The sequence below is a fragment of the Colwellia sp. 5_MG-2023 genome, from assembly GCF_030547795.1.
Lineage (GTDB): Bacteria > Pseudomonadota > Gammaproteobacteria > Enterobacterales > Alteromonadaceae > Colwellia.
Genome location: NZ_JAUOPW010000035.1, coordinates 13,692 through 32,889, shown reverse-complemented (window position 1 = coordinate 32,889; position 19,198 = coordinate 13,692). Strand labels below are relative to the sequence as shown.

At 36.2% G+C, this 19,198-nt stretch carries 19 protein-coding genes; 5 read left to right on the top strand and 14 right to left on the bottom strand.

Annotation, left to right across the window (positions count from 1 at the left end):
• Positions 1 to 169: 169 nt before the first annotated feature.
• The 3 genes from Q4496_RS16635 to Q4496_RS16625 are packed head-to-tail and all read right to left on the bottom strand — an operon-like array spanning position 170 to position 2,790.
• A complete protein-coding gene (locus Q4496_RS16635) occupies positions 170 to 808 on the bottom strand; it encodes a fumarylacetoacetate hydrolase family protein (RefSeq protein ID WP_303610854.1) in 639 nt (212 codons plus the stop codon).
• Positions 809 to 862: 54 nt separating this feature from the next.
• Entirely contained in the window at positions 863 to 1,582 is a 720-nt protein-coding gene (gene hda, locus Q4496_RS16630; protein ID WP_215972847.1) for a DnaA regulatory inactivator Hda, read from the bottom strand.
• Positions 1,582 to 2,790 (bottom strand): DUF2066 domain-containing protein, encoded by a 1,209-nt coding sequence (locus Q4496_RS16625; protein WP_215972848.1) that lies wholly within the window; start codon positions 2,788 to 2,790, stop codon positions 1,582 to 1,584. Before Q4496_RS16625 ends, hda begins: the two co-directional genes overlap by 1 nt.
• Before the next feature lie 281 nt (positions 2,791 to 3,071).
• Here Q4496_RS16625 and purM point away from each other — a divergent pair, with 281 nt between their 5' ends.
• From purM to Q4496_RS16610, 3 genes are read left to right on the top strand one after another with little or no spacing between them, the layout of a single operon-like run.
• Positions 3,072 to 4,112, top strand: a complete 1,041-nt coding sequence (purM, locus tag Q4496_RS16620; RefSeq protein ID WP_215972849.1) for a phosphoribosylformylglycinamidine cyclo-ligase — start codon at positions 3,072 to 3,074, stop codon at positions 4,110 to 4,112.
• 41 nt (positions 4,113 to 4,153) lie between these two features.
• Entirely contained in the window at positions 4,154 to 4,810 is a 657-nt protein-coding gene (gene purN, locus Q4496_RS16615; protein WP_215972850.1) for a phosphoribosylglycinamide formyltransferase, read from the top strand.
• 54 nt (positions 4,811 to 4,864) lie between these two features.
• Complete coding sequence (locus tag Q4496_RS16610; protein ID WP_303495782.1) at positions 4,865 to 5,662, top strand: DUF3108 domain-containing protein; 798 nt, start codon at positions 4,865 to 4,867, stop codon at positions 5,660 to 5,662.
• An 88-nt stretch (positions 5,663 to 5,750) separates the two neighbouring features.
• Here the strand turns inward: Q4496_RS16610 and Q4496_RS16605 are convergent, their stop codons facing one another.
• On the bottom strand, positions 5,751 to 6,536 hold the full coding sequence (locus Q4496_RS16605; RefSeq protein ID WP_303603075.1) for a class II glutamine amidotransferase: 786 nt from the start codon (positions 6,534 to 6,536) through the stop codon (positions 5,751 to 5,753).
• A 151-nt stretch (positions 6,537 to 6,687) separates the two neighbouring features.
• On the opposite strand from Q4496_RS16605, the gene fadE reads away from it, so the two are divergent.
• Positions 6,688 to 9,114 (top strand): acyl-CoA dehydrogenase FadE, encoded by a 2,427-nt coding sequence (gene fadE, locus Q4496_RS16600; protein WP_215972852.1) that lies wholly within the window; start codon positions 6,688 to 6,690, stop codon positions 9,112 to 9,114.
• A 316-nt stretch (positions 9,115 to 9,430) separates the two neighbouring features.
• Positions 9,431 to 9,823 carry a hypothetical protein gene (locus Q4496_RS16595; RefSeq protein WP_252727460.1) on the top strand — a complete coding sequence of 131 codons (393 nt, stop codon included), beginning with the start codon at positions 9,431 to 9,433 and terminating at the stop codon, positions 9,821 to 9,823.
• Positions 9,824 to 9,955: 132 nt separating this feature from the next.
• Here Q4496_RS16595 and Q4496_RS16590 read toward each other — a convergent pair whose 3' ends face one another.
• The 10 genes from Q4496_RS16590 to Q4496_RS16545 all read right to left on the bottom strand — a co-directional run bounded on the left by Q4496_RS16590 (position 9,956) and on the right by Q4496_RS16545 (position 19,165).
• Entirely contained in the window at positions 9,956 to 10,249 is a 294-nt protein-coding gene (locus tag Q4496_RS16590) for an integration host factor subunit alpha (RefSeq protein WP_159820640.1), read from the bottom strand.
• A 3-nt stretch (positions 10,250 to 10,252) separates the two neighbouring features.
• The gene (pheT, locus tag Q4496_RS16585) at positions 10,253 to 12,685 is read right to left on the bottom strand and encodes a phenylalanine--tRNA ligase subunit beta (protein ID WP_303610853.1); all 2,433 of its coding nucleotides are present in this window, start codon (positions 12,683 to 12,685) and stop codon (positions 10,253 to 10,255) included.
• A 10-nt stretch (positions 12,686 to 12,695) separates the two neighbouring features.
• The gene (gene pheS, locus Q4496_RS16580; protein WP_215972854.1) at positions 12,696 to 13,691 is read right to left on the bottom strand and encodes a phenylalanine--tRNA ligase subunit alpha; all 996 of its coding nucleotides are present in this window, start codon (positions 13,689 to 13,691) and stop codon (positions 12,696 to 12,698) included.
• Positions 13,692 to 14,025: 334 nt separating this feature from the next.
• The gene (locus Q4496_RS16575) at positions 14,026 to 14,613 is read right to left on the bottom strand and encodes a cytochrome c3 family protein (protein WP_215972855.1); all 588 of its coding nucleotides are present in this window, start codon (positions 14,611 to 14,613) and stop codon (positions 14,026 to 14,028) included.
• An 8-nt stretch (positions 14,614 to 14,621) separates the two neighbouring features.
• Positions 14,622 to 15,131: a nitrate reductase cytochrome c-type subunit gene (locus tag Q4496_RS16570; RefSeq protein ID WP_303610852.1), complete on the bottom strand. Its 510-nt coding sequence runs from the start codon at positions 15,129 to 15,131 to the stop codon at positions 14,622 to 14,624.
• A gap of 9 nt (positions 15,132 to 15,140) precedes the next feature.
• Positions 15,141 to 17,636, bottom strand: a complete 2,496-nt coding sequence (gene napA, locus Q4496_RS16565; RefSeq protein ID WP_215972857.1) for a nitrate reductase catalytic subunit NapA — start codon at positions 17,634 to 17,636, stop codon at positions 15,141 to 15,143.
• 72 nt (positions 17,637 to 17,708) lie between these two features.
• The gene (locus Q4496_RS16560; RefSeq protein ID WP_215972858.1) at positions 17,709 to 17,996 is read right to left on the bottom strand and encodes a chaperone NapD; all 288 of its coding nucleotides are present in this window, start codon (positions 17,994 to 17,996) and stop codon (positions 17,709 to 17,711) included.
• 45 nt (positions 17,997 to 18,041) lie between these two features.
• Positions 18,042 to 18,605, bottom strand: a complete 564-nt coding sequence (napF, locus tag Q4496_RS16555; RefSeq protein WP_215972859.1) for a ferredoxin-type protein NapF — start codon at positions 18,603 to 18,605, stop codon at positions 18,042 to 18,044.
• A 4-nt stretch (positions 18,606 to 18,609) separates the two neighbouring features.
• The gene (gene napE, locus Q4496_RS16550) at positions 18,610 to 18,774 is read right to left on the bottom strand and encodes a periplasmic nitrate reductase, NapE protein (RefSeq protein WP_215972860.1); all 165 of its coding nucleotides are present in this window, start codon (positions 18,772 to 18,774) and stop codon (positions 18,610 to 18,612) included.
• A gap of 142 nt (positions 18,775 to 18,916) precedes the next feature.
• Entirely contained in the window at positions 18,917 to 19,165 is a 249-nt protein-coding gene (locus Q4496_RS16545; RefSeq protein ID WP_215972861.1) for a hypothetical protein, read from the bottom strand.
• Between the last annotated feature and the right edge of the window lie 33 nt (positions 19,166 to 19,198).

The following is a 19,198-nucleotide window of genomic DNA, read 5'->3' as shown; positions in this document are numbered from 1 at the left end:
GAGCGAGCTGGTGAACTGGCGAATACGACGAATGAACTTATTCAACTTGAGCAACGTCTATCAAAGATTGTGGCACAGTTTAAAGTTTAACGTTAATATCAAGCTTTAAATTTGATGAGCGTTAGTGCGTAATAAACTAACGCTCTTATTAATACACTTATATATAGGTTTAGCTAGCCAACCATGAAGCAGAGATAAGTGTTTCATTGCCTTTTTTTACTTTACCTATAAACTCACTACCGGCAACAATCTCCCCTACTCCCTTAGGTGTACCTGTCATTACAATATCCCCGTCTTCAAGCGTAACAAAACTGCTAAGCTGAGCTAAAATAGTATCAGGTTTATACATCATTAATTCAACACCGCCTGACTGCATAACCTTACCATCTATTGTTAATTCTAACTGTAAGCTATTATCAATAGTATCAATCGCAACAAAATCACTAAATAATGCAGCACCATCAAAACCTTTAGCACGTTCCCAAGGTAAACCTTTCGCTTTTAATTTTGCTTGTAAATCACGTTTAGTCAAATCTAATCCAATAGCAACTGCAGTAAACTTACCTTGTTCATTTTTATCTTTCGGATCATTTTTTTGATATAAAAAACATAATTCAGCTTCATAATGTAGTTTTTCATGATGAAACGATATTAATTGGGAGGAAATCGCTGAATTGGGTTTCAAAAATACAACCATTTCATCTGGTACTTCATTCCCTAACTCTGCTATGTGGTCAACATAATTGCGACCAATACAAATAACTTTAGAAGGAGCAATGCTATTCTCGTCAAAATTTACTGTTTTCATCCTACTCTCTTATTTTAATAATTAAACTACAAGGTTCATCGATATCAAGTAGCATTAAGCAATATTTAGAATGTCTTTGATAAAGGGAATAGTGATCTTACGTTGCTCTCTAATAGAAGCTTTATCTAACACATCCAATGAGTCTATTAAATTTGTCATTGCACGAGATAACCTATTAAGAAGGAAGGCTGCAGCATCATCACTCAGCATTAAACCACGCTTTGACGCCCGATATTGCAAAGCAGATATTTTTTCAATGTCATTTAGCGGTTTAAGTTGTTCTGTTAATCCCCAACTTAAACGAGACACTAAATCAGGCAAAGTTAAACCTAATTGAACAGCACTTTGGTCGCCACTAATCAACAAACTATTATTTTGCTCTAAAACTCGGTTATACAGATCAAAAATAGCTTGCTGCCATAACTCATTATTCGCAATTAATTGAATATCATCTAAGCAAATAAAATCGATTGATTCTAAACCATCTAAGACTTCAACTGATAGTTGTAATAATTCGGCGCAAGATAAACAAACTGATGTTTTACCTAATTGAGAAGCGTAAGCACTAGCAGAATGTAATAAGTGTGATTTACCAACCCCTGATAAACCAAACAAATAAAAACAATTAGGTTGTTTTGAGCTAGATAGCAAAGTATTTTCTACAAAAAGAGATAATTGACTGACTACAGCACTATTTGATTCACTTAAATAGCTATCAAAAATCTCATCATCTGGAAGTTGCACAGATAAAGCCAGTTGCGCTGTTTTATTCATTACTTGCTCCAATTAAAAATTGGTACCAATATTCCTTCACCTTCTGCTGGTGAAGGTGTATTGAATTGAGCTAAAGGGTCAATGATTTGAACAAGTGTATTATCAAGTTTTAATGAAGCAAGTAAAGCATCACTGGAGCCAAGTAACTGCAGATTAAACCGTCTTGCACTACCTTTTGCACTGAGTAATGTTGCCGACTTTACGCCAGATAAATTATTTAAAAAATTAAATACGTCTACATAAGTTGCTAAACTATCTATATTAGCTACTTCAATAATGTAATCGTTTTGTTTCGTTGTAGACAAAGCATAACGTTGATAAATTAACTCTGTTATATCAGCTAAGCCGTGTTGCAATAATTCTTGAGGTTCATCACCTACATATTGTCGACTCAATTTTTGCTGTCCTTCGACAAGCCCCCAATCTAGTAAGCTCCAATCAAGCACATAATTATGTTTTTTTACTTTTGATTCTACACAGGATAAATCACAATCATTCGTTTCAATTGTAGCTGTATCTGTATACTGATCTGTATAACTATCAGTAATCAAACTTGAATTTGAAATTCTCATCACAACAATTGCTTCTGCTAAATAACGGTTCGATGCTTCTTTTATTGGTTGTTGAAAGCGTCCCCATACATCACTAATGGTTAATTGACTCAAATCAGTTAAATCCATTAACGGCATAATAATAGGTAAACCTCGTTGAGCCGAAAATTCATTAACTTTATAAGGTAAAGTAGAAGCAGATGAACTTGATATAATTCGACGTTGTAAACCCTGCTCTTCAATTAGCCAAAGTAATACTTGTGGGCGCAAACTACCCCATAAAGGTAAATTGGCTTGTTGAAATAGCTGGTTTATTTTCTCTTCATTAAAACTTGCTAAAATGAATAATTGTTTTTTCGAGCTAAGCTGACCTTCAACCTTGATTGACTTTTCTTGGTATCGATATTGATTCAGATATGAATCGAAATTATTCAATGATTGTTTAATAATTTCATTATCTAAAACACTTTGCTCACCACCTACTTTTAACATCACCGCGGCAAGTGCTTTTTTCAAAGCATGGGCTCTATCACCACTGCTTTGAGAATTAATAGCAACACTGGCCTGATATAAATCTTTTATTTCAACCGCTTCGAGCGTCATAGAAGATAAAATAGTAAGAATAACAAACAGTAAAAAATTAATTTTTTTGAACATATGAAAAAAAACAAGCTATTATGTAGATCCAATTCTATCATAATCAAATCAATATACATATCACTACAATCAATGCCTTGCCGAAAATAGTTGTTAATTCTTACCTAATCTACTTATAGAAGTGAATTAGACAATAATGAAATAAAAAAATTGATTAATTAAGATAAAGATTTTGAGTATATGCGCTTGCACTGCTAGAATACGCATCTTTTTAAACCTTAGTAAGTCTAAAATTTGCGCTTATTTAGGTATTATTCTATCGGTAATTTTTGAGGTTTCCTGTGAGCGAACAAAAACAATCTTTAAGTTATAAAGATGCTGGTGTTGATATTGACGCTGGTAATGCCCTTGTTGAAAACATTAAAGGTGCAGTAAAACGTACTAATCGCCCTGAAGTTATGGGTGGTTTAGGTGGTTTTGGTAGTGTTTGCCAATTACCTACTGGCTATAAAGAGCCTGTGTTAGTTGCAGGTACAGATGGCGTAGGAACCAAATTACGTTTAGCCATTGATCTAGCAAAACATGATACTGTGGGTATCGATTTGGTTGCTATGTGTGTTAATGACTTAATTGTACAAGGTGCTGAGCCTCTATTCTTCCTTGATTACTATGCTACAGCAAAACTTGATGTTGCAGTTGCGTCATCGGTAGTGGAAGGTATCGCTGAAGGTTGTATTCAAGCAGGTTGTGCTTTAGTTGGTGGTGAAACAGCTGAAATGCCGGGCATGTACCATCAAGGTGATTACGATATTGCCGGTTTTTGTGTTGGTGTTGCGGAAAAATCACGCTTACTTGATGGTAGTAAAGTAGCTGCGGGTGATCAATTAATAGCGTTAGGTGCCTCAGGCCCTCATTCGAATGGTTTTTCATTAATTCGTAAAGTATTAGAAGTTAATAATACTGATACAAGTGAATTACTTAACGGAAAAGCGATTAGCGAACATTTACTCGAACCAACAAAAATTTATGTTAAGTCTGTATTAGCATTACTTAAAGAAGTTGATGTTCATGCGCTTTCACATATTACGGGTGGTGGATTTTGGGAGAACATTCCACGTGTTTTACCTGCAACAGCTCAAGCAGTAATTAATGGTGAAAGCTGGCAGTGGCCTGAAATTTTTAATTGGTTAAAAGAGAATGGTAATATCACCGAACACGAAATGTACCGTACCTTTAATTGTGGTGTGGGTATGATTATCGTTGTACCTCAAGATAAAGTTGAACAAAGCATTGAAGTTTTAACTGCTCACGGCGAAAAAGCTTGGCATATTGGCTCAATAGCTGACAAAGCCGACGGTGAAGAACAGGTTGTTTTTTCTTAAGTTAGATACAAATCTAATCGTGAATATTATAAGGAAAGCAAATGTCTAGCCGAATAGTTGTGCTTATTTCAGGCCAAGGTAGTAATTTACAAGCAATCATCGATGCTTGTAAATTAACTGATTACCCCGGCTCAGTTGTTGGTGTGATTTCAAATAAACTTGATGCTTATGGCCTAACTCGTGCCAAAGATGCTGGCATTGAAACTGTCGCGCTTTCACATCAAAAATTTGAGAGCCGAGAAGATTACGACCAAGCTCTTATTACCCAAATAGATCTGTTCGCTCCTGATATTATTGTACTTGCAGGTTTTATGCGTATATTAACCCCTGCTTTTGTTAAATATTATCAAGGAAAGTTAATCAATATTCACCCTTCTTTATTACCTAAGTATCAAGGTTTGCATACGCATCAACGTGCCATTGATGCTGGTGATAAAGAACACGGTGTAAGTGTACATTTTGTTACTGAAACGTTGGATGGTGGTCCTGTTATATTACAAGCTAAAGTGCCTGTATTTGATGGGGATACTAGCGATGACTTAGCTGCTCGTGTGCATGAACAAGAACATAGAATTTATCCTTTAGTTGTGAAATGGTTATGTCAAAATCGTTTAAGAATGGAAACTAAAGATAAAAGTGAAGTAGCAATATTAGATAATAATATTCTCCCAATTTCAGGTTATGCGAACGACGAATAAACTGTTAGTATAAAGGTAGTTAATTTTTACCTTTATACTTTTTCAGGATAAACCGTGCCAATACAACACTCTTTCTTTTTTTTACCTGCCTTTATACTCATTTTTATATCAACTACTAGCTTTGCCAATACTGCTGAGGAAGTAATAACTCACAATCAAGAAAATAACCAATATAAAAATATTATTCCTGAATTTACAGCTGAATATACTGTATTTCATAAAGCCAACCCAGTCGGTACCGCCGTTAGAGCATTAAGTTATCAAACTGATGGCAGCATAGACTACCACTATAAAACTTATGTTGAATGGCTTATTTTTTCACAAACACGCAGTGAAACCTCAATTCTAACAATTAATGATAATCAAGTAACACCTCTGCATTATAAATATAGTAGAGAAGGTACAGGTAAAGATAAACATTACGAATGGCTTTTCAATGCAGCAGAAAATCAAGCAGAGGATCTTCAACGTAAAAGAACGCATACAGTAGATTTTTCTAATAATCTACAAGATAAACTCAGCTATCACCTTCAACACCGATTAAACCTTATAGCTGATGCTAACCAAAAAACCTATACTTACTCGGTGATTAATACTGCCGGATCAATTAAAGATTATATCTATGAATATGATGGCGAAGAGGAATTGATTCTTCCCTACGGTTTGATCAAAACTGTACGTTTCAAACGAGAAATCAAAGATATAGAACGTATTACTTATGCTTGGTTTGCCCCTGAACTCGATTACTTATTAGTAAAGTTATACCAAACTAAAGCAGGAAACGAACAGTTTGAAGCCCAGCTATCAGGCTATACGTTAAATGTGAAAACAGAAAAAGGCATAGTGAAATAGCGAGAAGATGATAACTCTATTTATCATCCTATCAAGTGTGCTGCATCAGCTAGCTATTAGAGTTTGAATTATTACCGCTCTCATTTGATTATTCTTTTTTACCACACGATATTGATTCACCTAACCGAAATAAGTGCCAATCACCGGCACTCATTTTATGCCAAGTTTCATCATCAGTCAGAGGTTGGGTTGCAATCACAGTCACAATATCTTTATCTGTCGTTTCCTGATGGAAATCAACAGCCATTTCAGCGTCAATCAAACTTGCTTTTCCAAAAGGAGCTCGACGCGTTATCCAATGTAAATTATTAGAACAATAAGCAAACAAACACTCGCCATCGCTGATAATGATATTAGCAACACCAAGGTTGTCAATTTTACTGGTTAATGTTGCAATAAACTCAAATAATACTACGGCTGAAGGCTCTTGCTCGGCAAACTTAAAATGAAGCTGATCTAGAATCCAACAAAAAGCATGCTCACTATCGGTAGTACCAATAGGTAAGTGCCATTTAATAGGTAATGATTTTTGAAAATCCTTTAATTGACCATTATGTGCATATGTCCAATTTTTTCCCCACATTTGTCTAATAAAAGGATGAGTGTTTTCTAAACAAACGCCACCTGAATTAGCTTGCCTAATATGACATACAACAGATTCACTTTTCATCGGGTACCTTGTTACCAACTCGGCAATAGGTGAATGTGCACTTGGTTGTGGATCTTTAAAGCTTCGACAACCTTTACCTTCATAAAATGTGATCCCCCAACCATCTTTGTGTGGGCCTGTATTTCCACCTCGTTGCATTAAACCACTAAAACTAAAACAAATATCTGTTGGGACATTAGCCGACATAGCTAAAAGTTCACACATAATTAACCTTAAAGAGAATCAAATGAAATAAAATTGCAAAGTAAAATAAAAGCTAGATAACCCAAACAAATACTTGGTTATCTTGTTAATATAATCTATATATAGATTATACAATTACTTTTATTCAATGTAACAAAAACAAGGATATTTTGTGGATATTTTACTTTGGTTAATTTTAGCTCTTTCACTTACTTGGTTTATGAGCTATTCGCGAGCTTCGCTATCATCATTTACTTTCGCATTTATGGGGTTAATGGTTGTTGGCACTTTATTCGATATTATTGGTTTTGTATCTTGGTTACTTTTTGCCGTGATCGCCCTCCCCCTCAATATTGATAATATTCGTCAACAATTTATTAGTATGCCGTTATTAACATTATTTAAAAAAATAATGCCACAAATGTCTGAAACAGAGCAAGAAGCTATAGATGCAGGCACTACTTGGTTTGAAGCTGAACTGTTTCGAGGTAATCCAAATTGGTCAAGATTACATAATTATCCTCAACCTCGACTTAGTGCCCAAGAAAAAGCCTTCTTAGAAGGCCCTGTAGAAGAAGTTTGTGGCATGGTTAATGATTGGCAAACTACCCATGAAATCGCAGATTTATCACCAGAGGTTTGGCAGTTCTTAAAAGATAACAAGTTTTTTGCCATGATTATCAAGAAAAAGTATGGAGGCCTTGAATTTTCTGCTTTTGCTCAATCAAGAGTATTACAAAAATTAACAGGAGTAAGCTCTGTTCTTGCGAGTACTGTTGGCGTACCAAACTCTCTTGGCCCAGGAGAGTTATTACAAGAATATGGTACTAAAGAACAGCAAGATTATTACTTACCACGTTTAGCTACCGGTGAAGAGATTCCTTGTTTTGCATTAACAGGGCCAGAAGCAGGCTCTGATGCAGGCGCAATACCAGATACGGGTATCATTTGTAGGCAAGTATTTGAAGATAAAGAAGTATTGGGAATAAAACTAAATTGGGACAAGCGTTATATTACGCTTGCACCTGTTGCCACAGTACTAGGACTAGCATTTAAACTTGAAGACCCTGATGGCTTACTCGGCGAGACCAAAGAATTAGGCATTACTTGTGCACTAATTCCTACAAATATAGACGGTATCACAATAGGCCGTAGACACTTCCCGCTTAATGTACCATTTCAAAATGGTCCAACTCAAGGTAAGGATGTGTTCGTGCCTCTTGATTATATTATTGGCGGCAGTGAAATGGCTGGCCACGGCTGGCGTATGTTGGTTGAGTGTTTATCTGTTGGTCGTGCAATCACATTGCCTTCAAATAGTGCTGGCGGAATAAAAACTGCTGCGCTAGCTACTGGTGCTTATAGTAGAATTCGCCGACAATTTAAATTGCCTATAGGTAAAATGGAAGGTGTAGAAGAGCCTCTTGCTAGAATTGGTGGTAATGCCTACTTAATGGATGCTGTTACAACATTATCAACCGGCGCAATAGATCTTGGTGAAAAACCTTCTGTTATTTCTGCTATTTCCAAGTACCATTTAACAGAAAAAATGCGCTCATCGATCATTGATGCCATGGATATACATGGTGGTAAAGGCATATGTATGGGCCCTAACAACTATCTTGCTAGAGGTTACCAAGGTGCACCAATAGCAATCACTGTTGAAGGTGCAAACATTCTCACGCGTAGCTTAATTATATATGGACAAGGCGCTATACGTTGTCATCCTTATGTTTTAGCCGAGTTACAAGCGGCAAATGAAAGTAACCCAGAAAAAGCGTTAGATGACTTTGATCACGCATTATTTGGGCATATTGGGTTTAGCATAAGTAATATCAGTCGAAGTTTATGGTGTTCTCTTACTGGCGCTCGTTTATTAGCTGCACCTTTTAACGATAAAAGTAAACGCTATTATCAACTGTTAACCCGCTTTAGCGCCAATTTAGCTATGCTTAGCGATGTTTCTATGTTGGCATTAGGTGCTGATTTAAAACGTAAAGAGCGTATATCAGCGCGTTTAGGCGACGTGTTAAGTAACCTGTATCTAGCAAGTGCTTGTCTGAAACGCTTTAATGATGAAGGCAGACAAGAAGATGATTTACCATTATTACAGTGGGCTGTAGAAGATTCTTTATATAATATACAAGAAGCCATAGATGCTCTGTTAAGCAACTTCCCGAATCGCTGGCTTGCACGTACGTTAAGGGCTGTAATATTCCCTTTCGGTACTTGGCTAACTAAACCATCAGATAATTTAGACCACCAAGTTGCAAATTTATTACAAACACCGAGTCCTGCAAGGGATAGATTAGGTAAATGGCAATATCTGACCAGAGATGGTAAAAATGTTTATGGTTTATTAGAGCAAACGTTAGAAGATATTATTGCTTGCGAGCCTATATTTAAAAAAGTATGTGATGCTATTGATAAAAAATTACCTTTTTATCAATTAGATAATGCTGCTAAATTAGGCTTAGCTGCCAATGCCATCACCGAAACCGAAGCACAATTATTGATCAAAGCTGAGCAAGGAAGAAAAGCCATTATAAGTGTTGATGATTTTGACTCAAGTGAGCTAACCGCCTTAAAAATCGTATAATAACACGACATATAAGCGTTGTAACAAACGACTGTTGCAACGCTTTAAAATAAAAGTAATTAAGCTGAGTTCGGCTTAAAAAATACTTCTCTAGCAGCGATTTTTCCTGTCTTCATTGCTAAGTTTACTTGTAATAAACTCACTATTAACACCAAACTAATCTTGCTCTTTTATGAACTAAAGTAAAATAATCAATTAAAAGGCACTTAAACAATTAACCGCTGAAATAATTAACCGTTAAATTAATCAATGACTATAATTAACTAAGCATAAAACTAAATACCTTTCTTATATTTCTTAACATCAAGGTGCTAAATTGTCTGATCTCACATCAATTCCTACTAAGTTTTTAGATATGTTGCCAATACCTATAGCTGTTTTGGCACTTGAAGATAGCACCCTTAACCACCCTATAGTTTATGTAAATAGTAGCTTTGACAGTGCTATAGGTTGGAATTTAGAGGATATTCCAGATAAAGAGCACTGGTGGAAAAAAGCATATCCAGATCCTAATTACCAAAAAACGGTTGAAAATTTATGGGAACTATATATAGAATCTGCAGGCGTTAGTGATAAAAGTTTCGCCATGATGACTGTAAATGTTATGACAAAATATCATGGGGTAAAACGCTTTAAAATTCATACCGAATTAAAAAGTGCGTTAATTGATGGGTACTATATTGTGGCATTCAAAGAAGTAGATGTATAAAGCAAACAACAAAAACTAGTTTGATAGAGATAAAAGTAAAATATCTAACTCAAATCTAACATAATATAAGCCCTAGAGTAAGGGACTGAGTATGTTAGATCTGAGCTAATACAGATATTGAACTAAAGGTATTTAATCACTATTGCCATCTTCAACACGGCTCTTTAATTTTTGACCCGGTCGAAAAGTAACAACTTTACGAGCAGAAATAGGAATATCTTCTCCTGTTTTAGGATTTCGGCCTGGACGTTCGCTTTTTTGACGTAAGTCAAAATTCCCAAAACCAGAAAGTTTGACTTGTTCGCCACTTTCTAAGGTTTCGCGAATATCCTCAAAAAACATTTCAACCATATCTTTTGCGTCGCGCTTGCTAAGCCCAACTTTCTCAAATAAATGTTCTGCTACTTCTGCTTTAGTAAGCGCCATTGCTTAGTCCCTCAGTGATGCTTTCAACTCTGTTTGTAAAGAATCAACGACTCGATCAATAACATCTGTGATGTCTTTATCTTCAAGCGTTTTGTTTGTATCTTGTAATACTAAGGCAATGGCAAGACTTTTAAAACCATCGTCTATACCTTGACCTTTGTATACATCAAATAAGTTTAGATCAATTAGAAGACTTCCGCCAACCTTTTCAATAAGTTGTAACACTTTTTTTGCATCAATATCGTCTTTCACTACAACAGCAAGGTCACGTCTATTGGCCGGAAAGCGAGATATATCACAGGCTTCAGGTATTTTTTGAGCTAAAATTTCAGGTAATAATAATTCAAAAATTAATGTACGGCCATTCAATCCTAATTTTCGTTCTAATTCAGGATGTAAAGCACCAACATAACCAACTAATTGACCATTTTTAGTGATTTCAGCAGTTTGCCCTGGATGTAGTGCACTAATTTCTGCTTTAGAAAACTCATATGATGTAGCATCGCACGTGAGTGAAAGCAGAGCTTCAACATCACCTTTTATATCATAGAAATCTGTAGCCGCTTTCTCTACACTCCAATGTTCATCTGCACAATTACCACTAATAACACCAGCAATCATATGTTGTTGACGAACACCGTTTTCAGCACTTTCATCAGGTACAAAACGTAGACCTGCTTCAAATAAACGTACTCTACTTTGCTGACGGTTTTGATTATAAGCAACCGATTGCAATAAGCCTGTCCATAAGCTCAAACGCATAACCGACATTTCAGACGATATTGGATGAGGTAGAGTCATCACTTCTTGATCAGGATGAATTAACGATTGTACTTTAGGATCAACAAAACTGTATGTTATCGCTTCTTGGTAATCACGATTCACTAATGTATTTTTTAATTTGGCTAAATCAATATTCGCTTCTTTTTTATTGACCATTTTTAAACTAGCTTTTGGTGCAATATTAGGAATATTGTTATAGCCATAAATACGAGCAACTTCTTCAATTAAATCTACTTCGATTTTTATATCAAAACGGTAAGCAGGCACAACAACTTGCCATTGTGTTGCACTGCCCTCGCCTTCAACACTTACAGTAAAGCCAAGACGAGTTAAAATTTCAGTTACTTTAGCGTCTTCAATATGATGGCCAATACGACTATCTAACTTTGTACGTCTTAAAGAAACATGTTTAGTTTGCGGGATGTGACTGTCTGATTTCGCTTCAACAATAGGCCCTGCCTGACCACCAACAATATCTAATAACAATTGTGTAGCACGTTCCATCGCATCATTTTGTAATGTCGGGTCTATTCCACGTTCATAGCGATGTGATGCATCAGTATGTAAACCGTATTGGCGAGCTTTGCCTAAAATAGCAAGTGGAGCAAAAAATGCACTTTCTAAGAAAATATCAGTTGTTTGTGTAGTGACACCAGAATTAAGACCGCCAAAAATACCAGCGATTGCTAATGCTTTACTATCAGCAGCACTATCAGCTATAACCAACGTTTTTTCTTTAAGTGTTACTTCATTTTCATCTAATAATGTTAATTTTTCTGCTTTATTAGCAAAGCGTACTTTTAAGCCGCCGTCAATCTTTGCTAAATCAAAAGCATGCATAGGATGCCCAAGTTCTAACAACACATAATTAGTTACATCAACGACAGGGTCAATTGAACGTGTTCCACAACGACGTAATTTTTCTACCATCCATAATGGTGTTTGTGCTGCAGGGTTAATGCCTTTAATCACACGACCTAAATAACGAGGACATGCAGCACCTTCTTCAATTGTAATATCAAGAGCATCATCAATTGTTGGCGTAACAGCATTAATTTCAACTTCAGTAACTTCTTTTGAATTAAGCACGCCAACTTCGCGAGCTAAGCCTTTTATGCCTAAGCAGTCGCCACGGTTAGCCGTTAAATCAACATCGATAGTAACATCGTCTAGATCTAAATATTCGCGTAAACAGGTACCTACAGGAGCATCTTGCGCTAGCTCCATAATACCATCAGAGCTATCACTTAAACCTATTTCAGATTCGCTACACAACATACCAAATGAAGGTACGCCACGTAATTTAGCCTTTTTAATTTTAAAATTACCCGGTAATACTGCACCAACGGTCGCAACCGCAACTTTAAGACCGGTGCGGCAATTTTTAGCACCACAAACAATACTAACCAATTCACCTTTTTCTACGGTAGTAGAGCTATAGTCGCCAAGGCTTATTTTTGTTACTTGCAGTTTATCTGCATCAGGGTGCGGTCCGCATTCAACCACTTCACCAATAATAACATTGGTAAATTCGCCCGCAACAGGATCGACTCCGTCTACTTCAAGACCAGCCATAGTAATTTGATGAGCTAATTCATCAGATGAAAGTGCAGGATTTACCCACTCACGTAACCAAGATTCACTAAATTTCATTTGGGGTTTCCTACTTGAACTGTTTTAAGAAGCGAAGATCGTTTTCAAAGAATGCACGTAAATCATTTACGCCATAACGAAGCATTGTTAAGCGTTCAACGCCCATACCAAATGCAAAGCCGGTGTAAACTTCAGGATCTATACCGACACTTTTAAGCACATTAGGATGTACCATTCCGCATCCAAGTACTTCTAACCATTTACCATTTTTACCCATAATGTCTACTTCAGCTGAAGGTTCAGTAAATGGGAAATATGATGGTCGGAAACGAATTTCCACTTCTTCTTCAAAGAAATGGTGTAAGAAGTCATGCAAAATCCCTTTAAGGTGAGTAAAGCTAACATCTTTATCAACCATTAAGCCTTCGACTTGATGAAACATTGGCGTATGCGTTTGATCATAATCGTTACGATATACTTTACCCGGAGAAATAATACGTAATGGTGGCTTTTCGACCTCCATCGTACGAATTTGAACACCTGAAGTCTGCGTACGTAGCACTAATTTAGGATTGAAATAAAAAGTATCATGATCTTGACGGGCAGGATGATGCTCAGGAATATTTAATGCATCAAAGTTATGATAATCATCTTCAACTTCAGGCCCAGCTTTAACTTCAAAACCTAAATCACCAAAAAAGCTTTCAATACGATTGATAGTACGAGTAACAGGATGCAAACCACCAAGTTGTGGGCCTCGTCCAGGTAGGGTTACATCAATAGATTCTGCGGCAAGCTTTTGAGAAATTTCTTCTGCACGTAATAATTCCCCTCGCTCAGTTAATAATTTTTGTACTTTTTGCTTGGCAATGTTTATTACTTGACCCATTTTAGGCTTTTCTTCTTTAGGTAGTTTACCTAAGCCTTTCATTTGCTCTGTAAATAAACCTTTTTTACCTAAAAAGTTAACGCGCACTTGATCTAGTGCATTAGGATCGATTGCTTCACTAATCGCCTTTTCTGCCTGAACGACAATATCATCTATGGTGGTGGTGTCTAAACTCATGATTTCCTCTAAAACGGGACTAAAACAGCCTTTGTGAAAAGGCAAAATTGCCGTTCAATAAATAGACTTAAAAAATGAGGTCAATTTTACATTAAACTCTATAACCATGCCACCTTAAGATGATATGAGTCTATGATTATGTAGGATAAACTGCTTTTATTTAGTTTAAAGAGGCGTTGAAGTAAGAAATAAACATGATTTAACGCTATTAATGTTAAAAAATGAGGATATAAAAAAACCAGTGACCTGCACTGGCTTTAATTGATTAATATTTGCTAAGTATTAAATTAATAAAAATGCATTAATAACAATTCACAATCATTTTTACAATATACTACCAACCTTCCACATCTTTCATATCTGGTAATTGATGTGCAATACCTTTATGACAATCAATACACGTTTTTTCACCGGCAGCTAATGCAGTTGAATGTTGATAAGCAGCACGTTCACTTTGCTCAGTAAAATCCATATAATCAAAATTATGACAATTACGACATTCTAAAGAGTCATTAGCTTTTAAGCGTGTCCATTCATTTTGAGCTAACCGTTTGCGGTGATCTAAGAATTTTTCACGTGTATTAATGGTGCCAAAAATAGTGCCCCATACTTCTTTCGATGCTTGCATTTTACGTGCTATTTTATCTGTCCACTTGTGAGGCACATGACAATCAGGGCAAGTAGCCCGAACACCTGAACGGTTTGTAAAGTGGATGGTTGTTTTTAGCTCTTCATAAACATTATTTTCCATTTCATGACATGAAATACAAAATTCTTCTGTATTAGTTGCCTCTAAAGCAGTATTAAAACCACCCCAAAAAATGATACCGGCAATAAAACCACCAATGACTAAAACACCAAGGCTATAATAAGCACTAGGTTTTGTTAATGTTCGCCAACCAATTAATAGTATATTTTTCATAATAGCTCCTAATGCTGATCGGTATTAACAGTTTTACTCTTCATTAAACTATTCATATCAATAAAGCTATTTTCTATTAATGGTTCAGCATCTAATTGAATCACATGGCACTGGTTACAAAAATAACGACGTGGCGATACATCGGCTAAAAAGTTACCGTCACGATCCATATAATGTGTCACGCTTACCATAGGTGCTTGAGACTTTTCAGTACGATGACGAGAATGACAAGACATACATTTATTGTTATTTCTATTTACTTCATAACCACGAATAGTATGTGGAATAATAGGTGGCTGCATAGGATAATTCCGACCTTGTTTTATATCCTTATTAACCACCTTATAAATTCTATTTGGTTCTTTTTGCGTGTCAATTTCAGTATGATCACGTAGCGTTGCCACTGTATTTATTTCTGATTTATCTCCAGCAACCACCGTAAAGCTAATAGAAATCACTGTCAGTAAAGAAACAGCTAAAAGGTTAGTAATAGCTGATTTAATATTTAAATTTTTCATATCACGCTCCTAAACTTTCACTATTTTTATTGCGCATTTTTTATAATCCGTTTGTTTTGACAACGGGTCAGTTGCATCTAGCGTAACTTTATTGACTAAACGGCTTGCATCAAACCAAGGCATATATACTAAACCAATAGGAGGTTTATTACGGCCTCTGGTTTCAACGCGAGTTTGTACTTCACCGCGTCGAGAAATCAGTTTTACTAAATCACCACGACGCATATTACGAGCTTTAGCATCATCAGGGTGCATGTAAACAAGCGCATCAGGCATAGATTTGTAAAGCTCTGGTACTCGTTGAGTCATTGAGCCAGAATGCCAATGTTCTAATACACGACCAGTTGATAACCATAAATCATATTCATCGTCTGGTGACTCTGCTGGTGGCTCATAAGGTAAAGCGAAAATAATCGCCCGACCATCTTTGTGACCATAGAAATCCCAGCCACTGCCTGGTTTAACATAAGGATCTGAGCCTTCCTTGAAACGCCATTGTGTTTCTTTACCATTCACTACTGGCCAACGTAAACCACGTTCTTGATGATATCTGTCGTACGGTGCTAAATCATGTCCATGACCGCGACCAAAACTGGCATATTCTTCAAATAAACCTTTTTGGATATAAAAACCGAAATCACGAGATTCATGATTTAACCGATCTTTTGGTATTTCATCCAATGAGAAATTACCTACAGAAGCATCTTTATAAAGCACATCAAATAATGTTTTACCACGAACGTCTGGTTTCTTAGCAATTAGCTCTTCAGGCCAAACATCTTCAACTTTGAAGCGTTTTGAAAATTCAACTAATTGCCATAGATCAGATTTAGCCCCTGTTGGCGCTTCCACCATTTGATACCAAGATTGCGTACGACGTTCAGCATTACCATAAACGCCCTCTTTTTCTACCCACATGGCTGTAGGTAAAATTAGATCTGCAGCTTGTGCTGTTACTGTGGGGTAAGGGTCAGAGACAACAATAAAGTTTTCGGGATTACGGTAACCAGGATAAGCTTCTTCATTAATATTAGCTGCAGCCTGCATATTATTATTACATTGTACCCAGTAAAAATTTAACTTACCGTCTTTTAACATGCGGTTTTGCAATGCAGCGTGATACCCTGGTTTAGCCGGCACAGTACCCGAAGGTAAATTCCATATTTTTTCGGCTGTAGCCCGATGTTTAGGGTTAGTAACAACCAAGTCAGCAGGTAAACGATGCGAAAAAGTACCAACTTCACGTGCAGTACCACACGCTGAAGGTTGGCCTGTTAATGAAAACGGACTATTACCTGGTGTTGAAATTTTCCCTGTTAATAAGTGAATATTATAAGCGAGGTTGTTCGCCCAGACACCGCGTGTATGCTGATTAAATCCCATAGTCCAAAAAGAAGTGACTTTAATTTTAGGATCGGCATAAAGTTCAGCTAATGCTTCAAGTTTATGTACTGGTACCCCTGATAATTTAGCGGTATATTCAGCCGTATATGTGCTAACAAATTTAGCATAAGTATCAAAATCTATTTCGGTAGAGCTACCTGCTGTTTTACCATTATTTTTCGCCACTTGCTCTAACGGATGTTCAGGGCGTAAACCATAGCCAATATCTGTTTCACCTAATCTGAAATTAGTATGTTTATTAACAAAGTCTTTATTCACGCGATCAGTTTGAATAATATAGTTAGCAATAAAATTCAAAATAGCTAAATCAGTTTGTGGTGTGAAAACCATCCCGTTATCCGCTAAATCGAAGCTTCTGTGCTCAAAAGTTGATAATACTGCCACTTTTACATGAGGCGCACTTAAACGACGATCCGTTAAACGCGTCCATAAAATAGGATGCATTTCAGCCATATTTGAACCCCATAAGACAAACGCATCCGCGGCTTCTAAATCGTCATAACATCCCATAGGCTCATCAATGCCAAAAGTTCGCATAAAACCACCAACGGCAGAAGCCATACAATGACGTGCATTAGGATCAATATTATTAGTACGAAACCCTGCTTTCATTAATTTTACCGCAGCGTAACCTTCTTGCACTGTCCATTGACCTGAGCCAAACATACCAACAGCTTCAGGACCACTTTTATTCAATGTTGCTTTTGCTTTTTCAGCCATCACATCGAATGCTTTATCCCATGATACTGGTGCAAACTCGCCTTGTTTATCGTACTTACCATTAGTCATGCGTAATAATGGTTGAGTCAGCCTATCTTTCCCATACATAATTTTAGATAGAAAGTAGCCTTTAACACAGTTAAGGCCTTTATTGACAGGAGACTTAATATCGCCATGAGTGGCAACAACTTTACCATCCATGACCCCTACATTTACACTGCAACCTGTACCACAAAATCGACAAGGTGCTTTGTCCCATTTGAGTTTAGTAATATCTGAACTTGTAATTAAGTTTGATGCTAAAGAAGGCACAGACACCCCTGCAACAGCAGCCGCTGCGGCAATAGCGTTGGCTTTAATAAATTCTCGGCGATTAATCATTTTGTCACCTTCCCCACTTTATTTAATGTCGTTTTAAAATGTTTCATTCAATTTTATCGTTGTTATGCTGCTTTAATTATTTTCACTATCAGTACTTTCATCTAAAATCTGATGATAAACAGGTGATAAATTAATAACGCCTTTATGATTTCTTATCGTATCCATTTTGTTGCCAATATCCTTATAACTATGCCCCTCTATTGTAAAAACAATTTTACCTTCTGCACTGGTTGCATGAATTTCAGTACCATCTACCCTTGTTATTGCTTTTTGCACCTCGATTAACTGCTCAAAAATAGGATAAGCGACGAAACTTGCCACATGATATTCATCTGTTCTACTTTCATTATTTTTCGTCATATAATTTTTTAAATACCGCTTGTTTAATGTAAATACAGCTAAAGATTAGTTTGCTTTTGGCTCGAATATAAAGGAAATAGCATCTTGTGGACATTTACTGATGCAAGCACCACATTGAGTACAATCAACATCATTTATACTTGGCTCAGGAATACTGGAATTAAGGTAATGAAATTTAATAGCACTCGTTTCACACTCCTCACGGCAACTTTGACAATAAATGCTATTCTTAGCTAAACACTTATCACTAATATCTATGTTAACTGGCCAAGGTTTGTTATTTTGAGCAATCTTATCCTTGGTATTTTCATTATCAATAAAATCGCCAGAGAAAAGCGGTTGCTCACAAGCATCAATACACTTATTACAAAAAGAACATTCACCTAAACTAAAATCTACGGTTGGAAAACCCTCTTCATCTTTAGTAATGATCTTGGTTTCACAACTATTTATACAGTCTTGACACTGTGTGCAACCCGAAGTAAATACAGATTCATTCACTACCCAAGGCAAACGTAATACTTGTTTTGTGTGTATCCGACCACGTAAAAGTCGCCTTCTCGCTGGATTATCAACACGTTTATTGGCTTTTGATGTTGAAGTAGACAAGGTATTAAGATCCAGGAGGACCAAAAATAAACATTTGGCTTATCCATATGGCAAAGCCAAAACCGGCAACGATGCAAACAGATAAAATGGGAGCAAGGAAAATAGTCAGAAAAATAAAAGTATTACGCTCATATTTTTTTTGTTGTTTGTGAAGTGTTGTTAGGCTCATATCGTACTCGATAATCTATAATTAAAATCAAATTATAATGTGTACTTTAATATCATAGTTAAGCTTAGGGCTTGATATAGATCAAGATTCAGACATAAAAAAACCACCGTCTATCGAAGGTGGTTTTTTATAAAAGTTGGCTTTATTTCAATTTATGATTTTGGGGAGGATCTTCTGTTTCTCGCTTAACAAGTATAAAAGTTAAATACATTTTTGTCGGCAAAGAAAAAACTAAACCCAACGCAATACAGACCGCACTAATAATGATGCCTGTAACGCCTAAAGACTCCATATAATCACTATAATTATGTAAATATATACCTAAAATTAACAAGCACAAACCAATACAAATAGATATTTTCAATAATAAAATAAGTTTTTTATCTGACATAGTTGCCTCAAATAAAATGGTTATTTAGTGTTT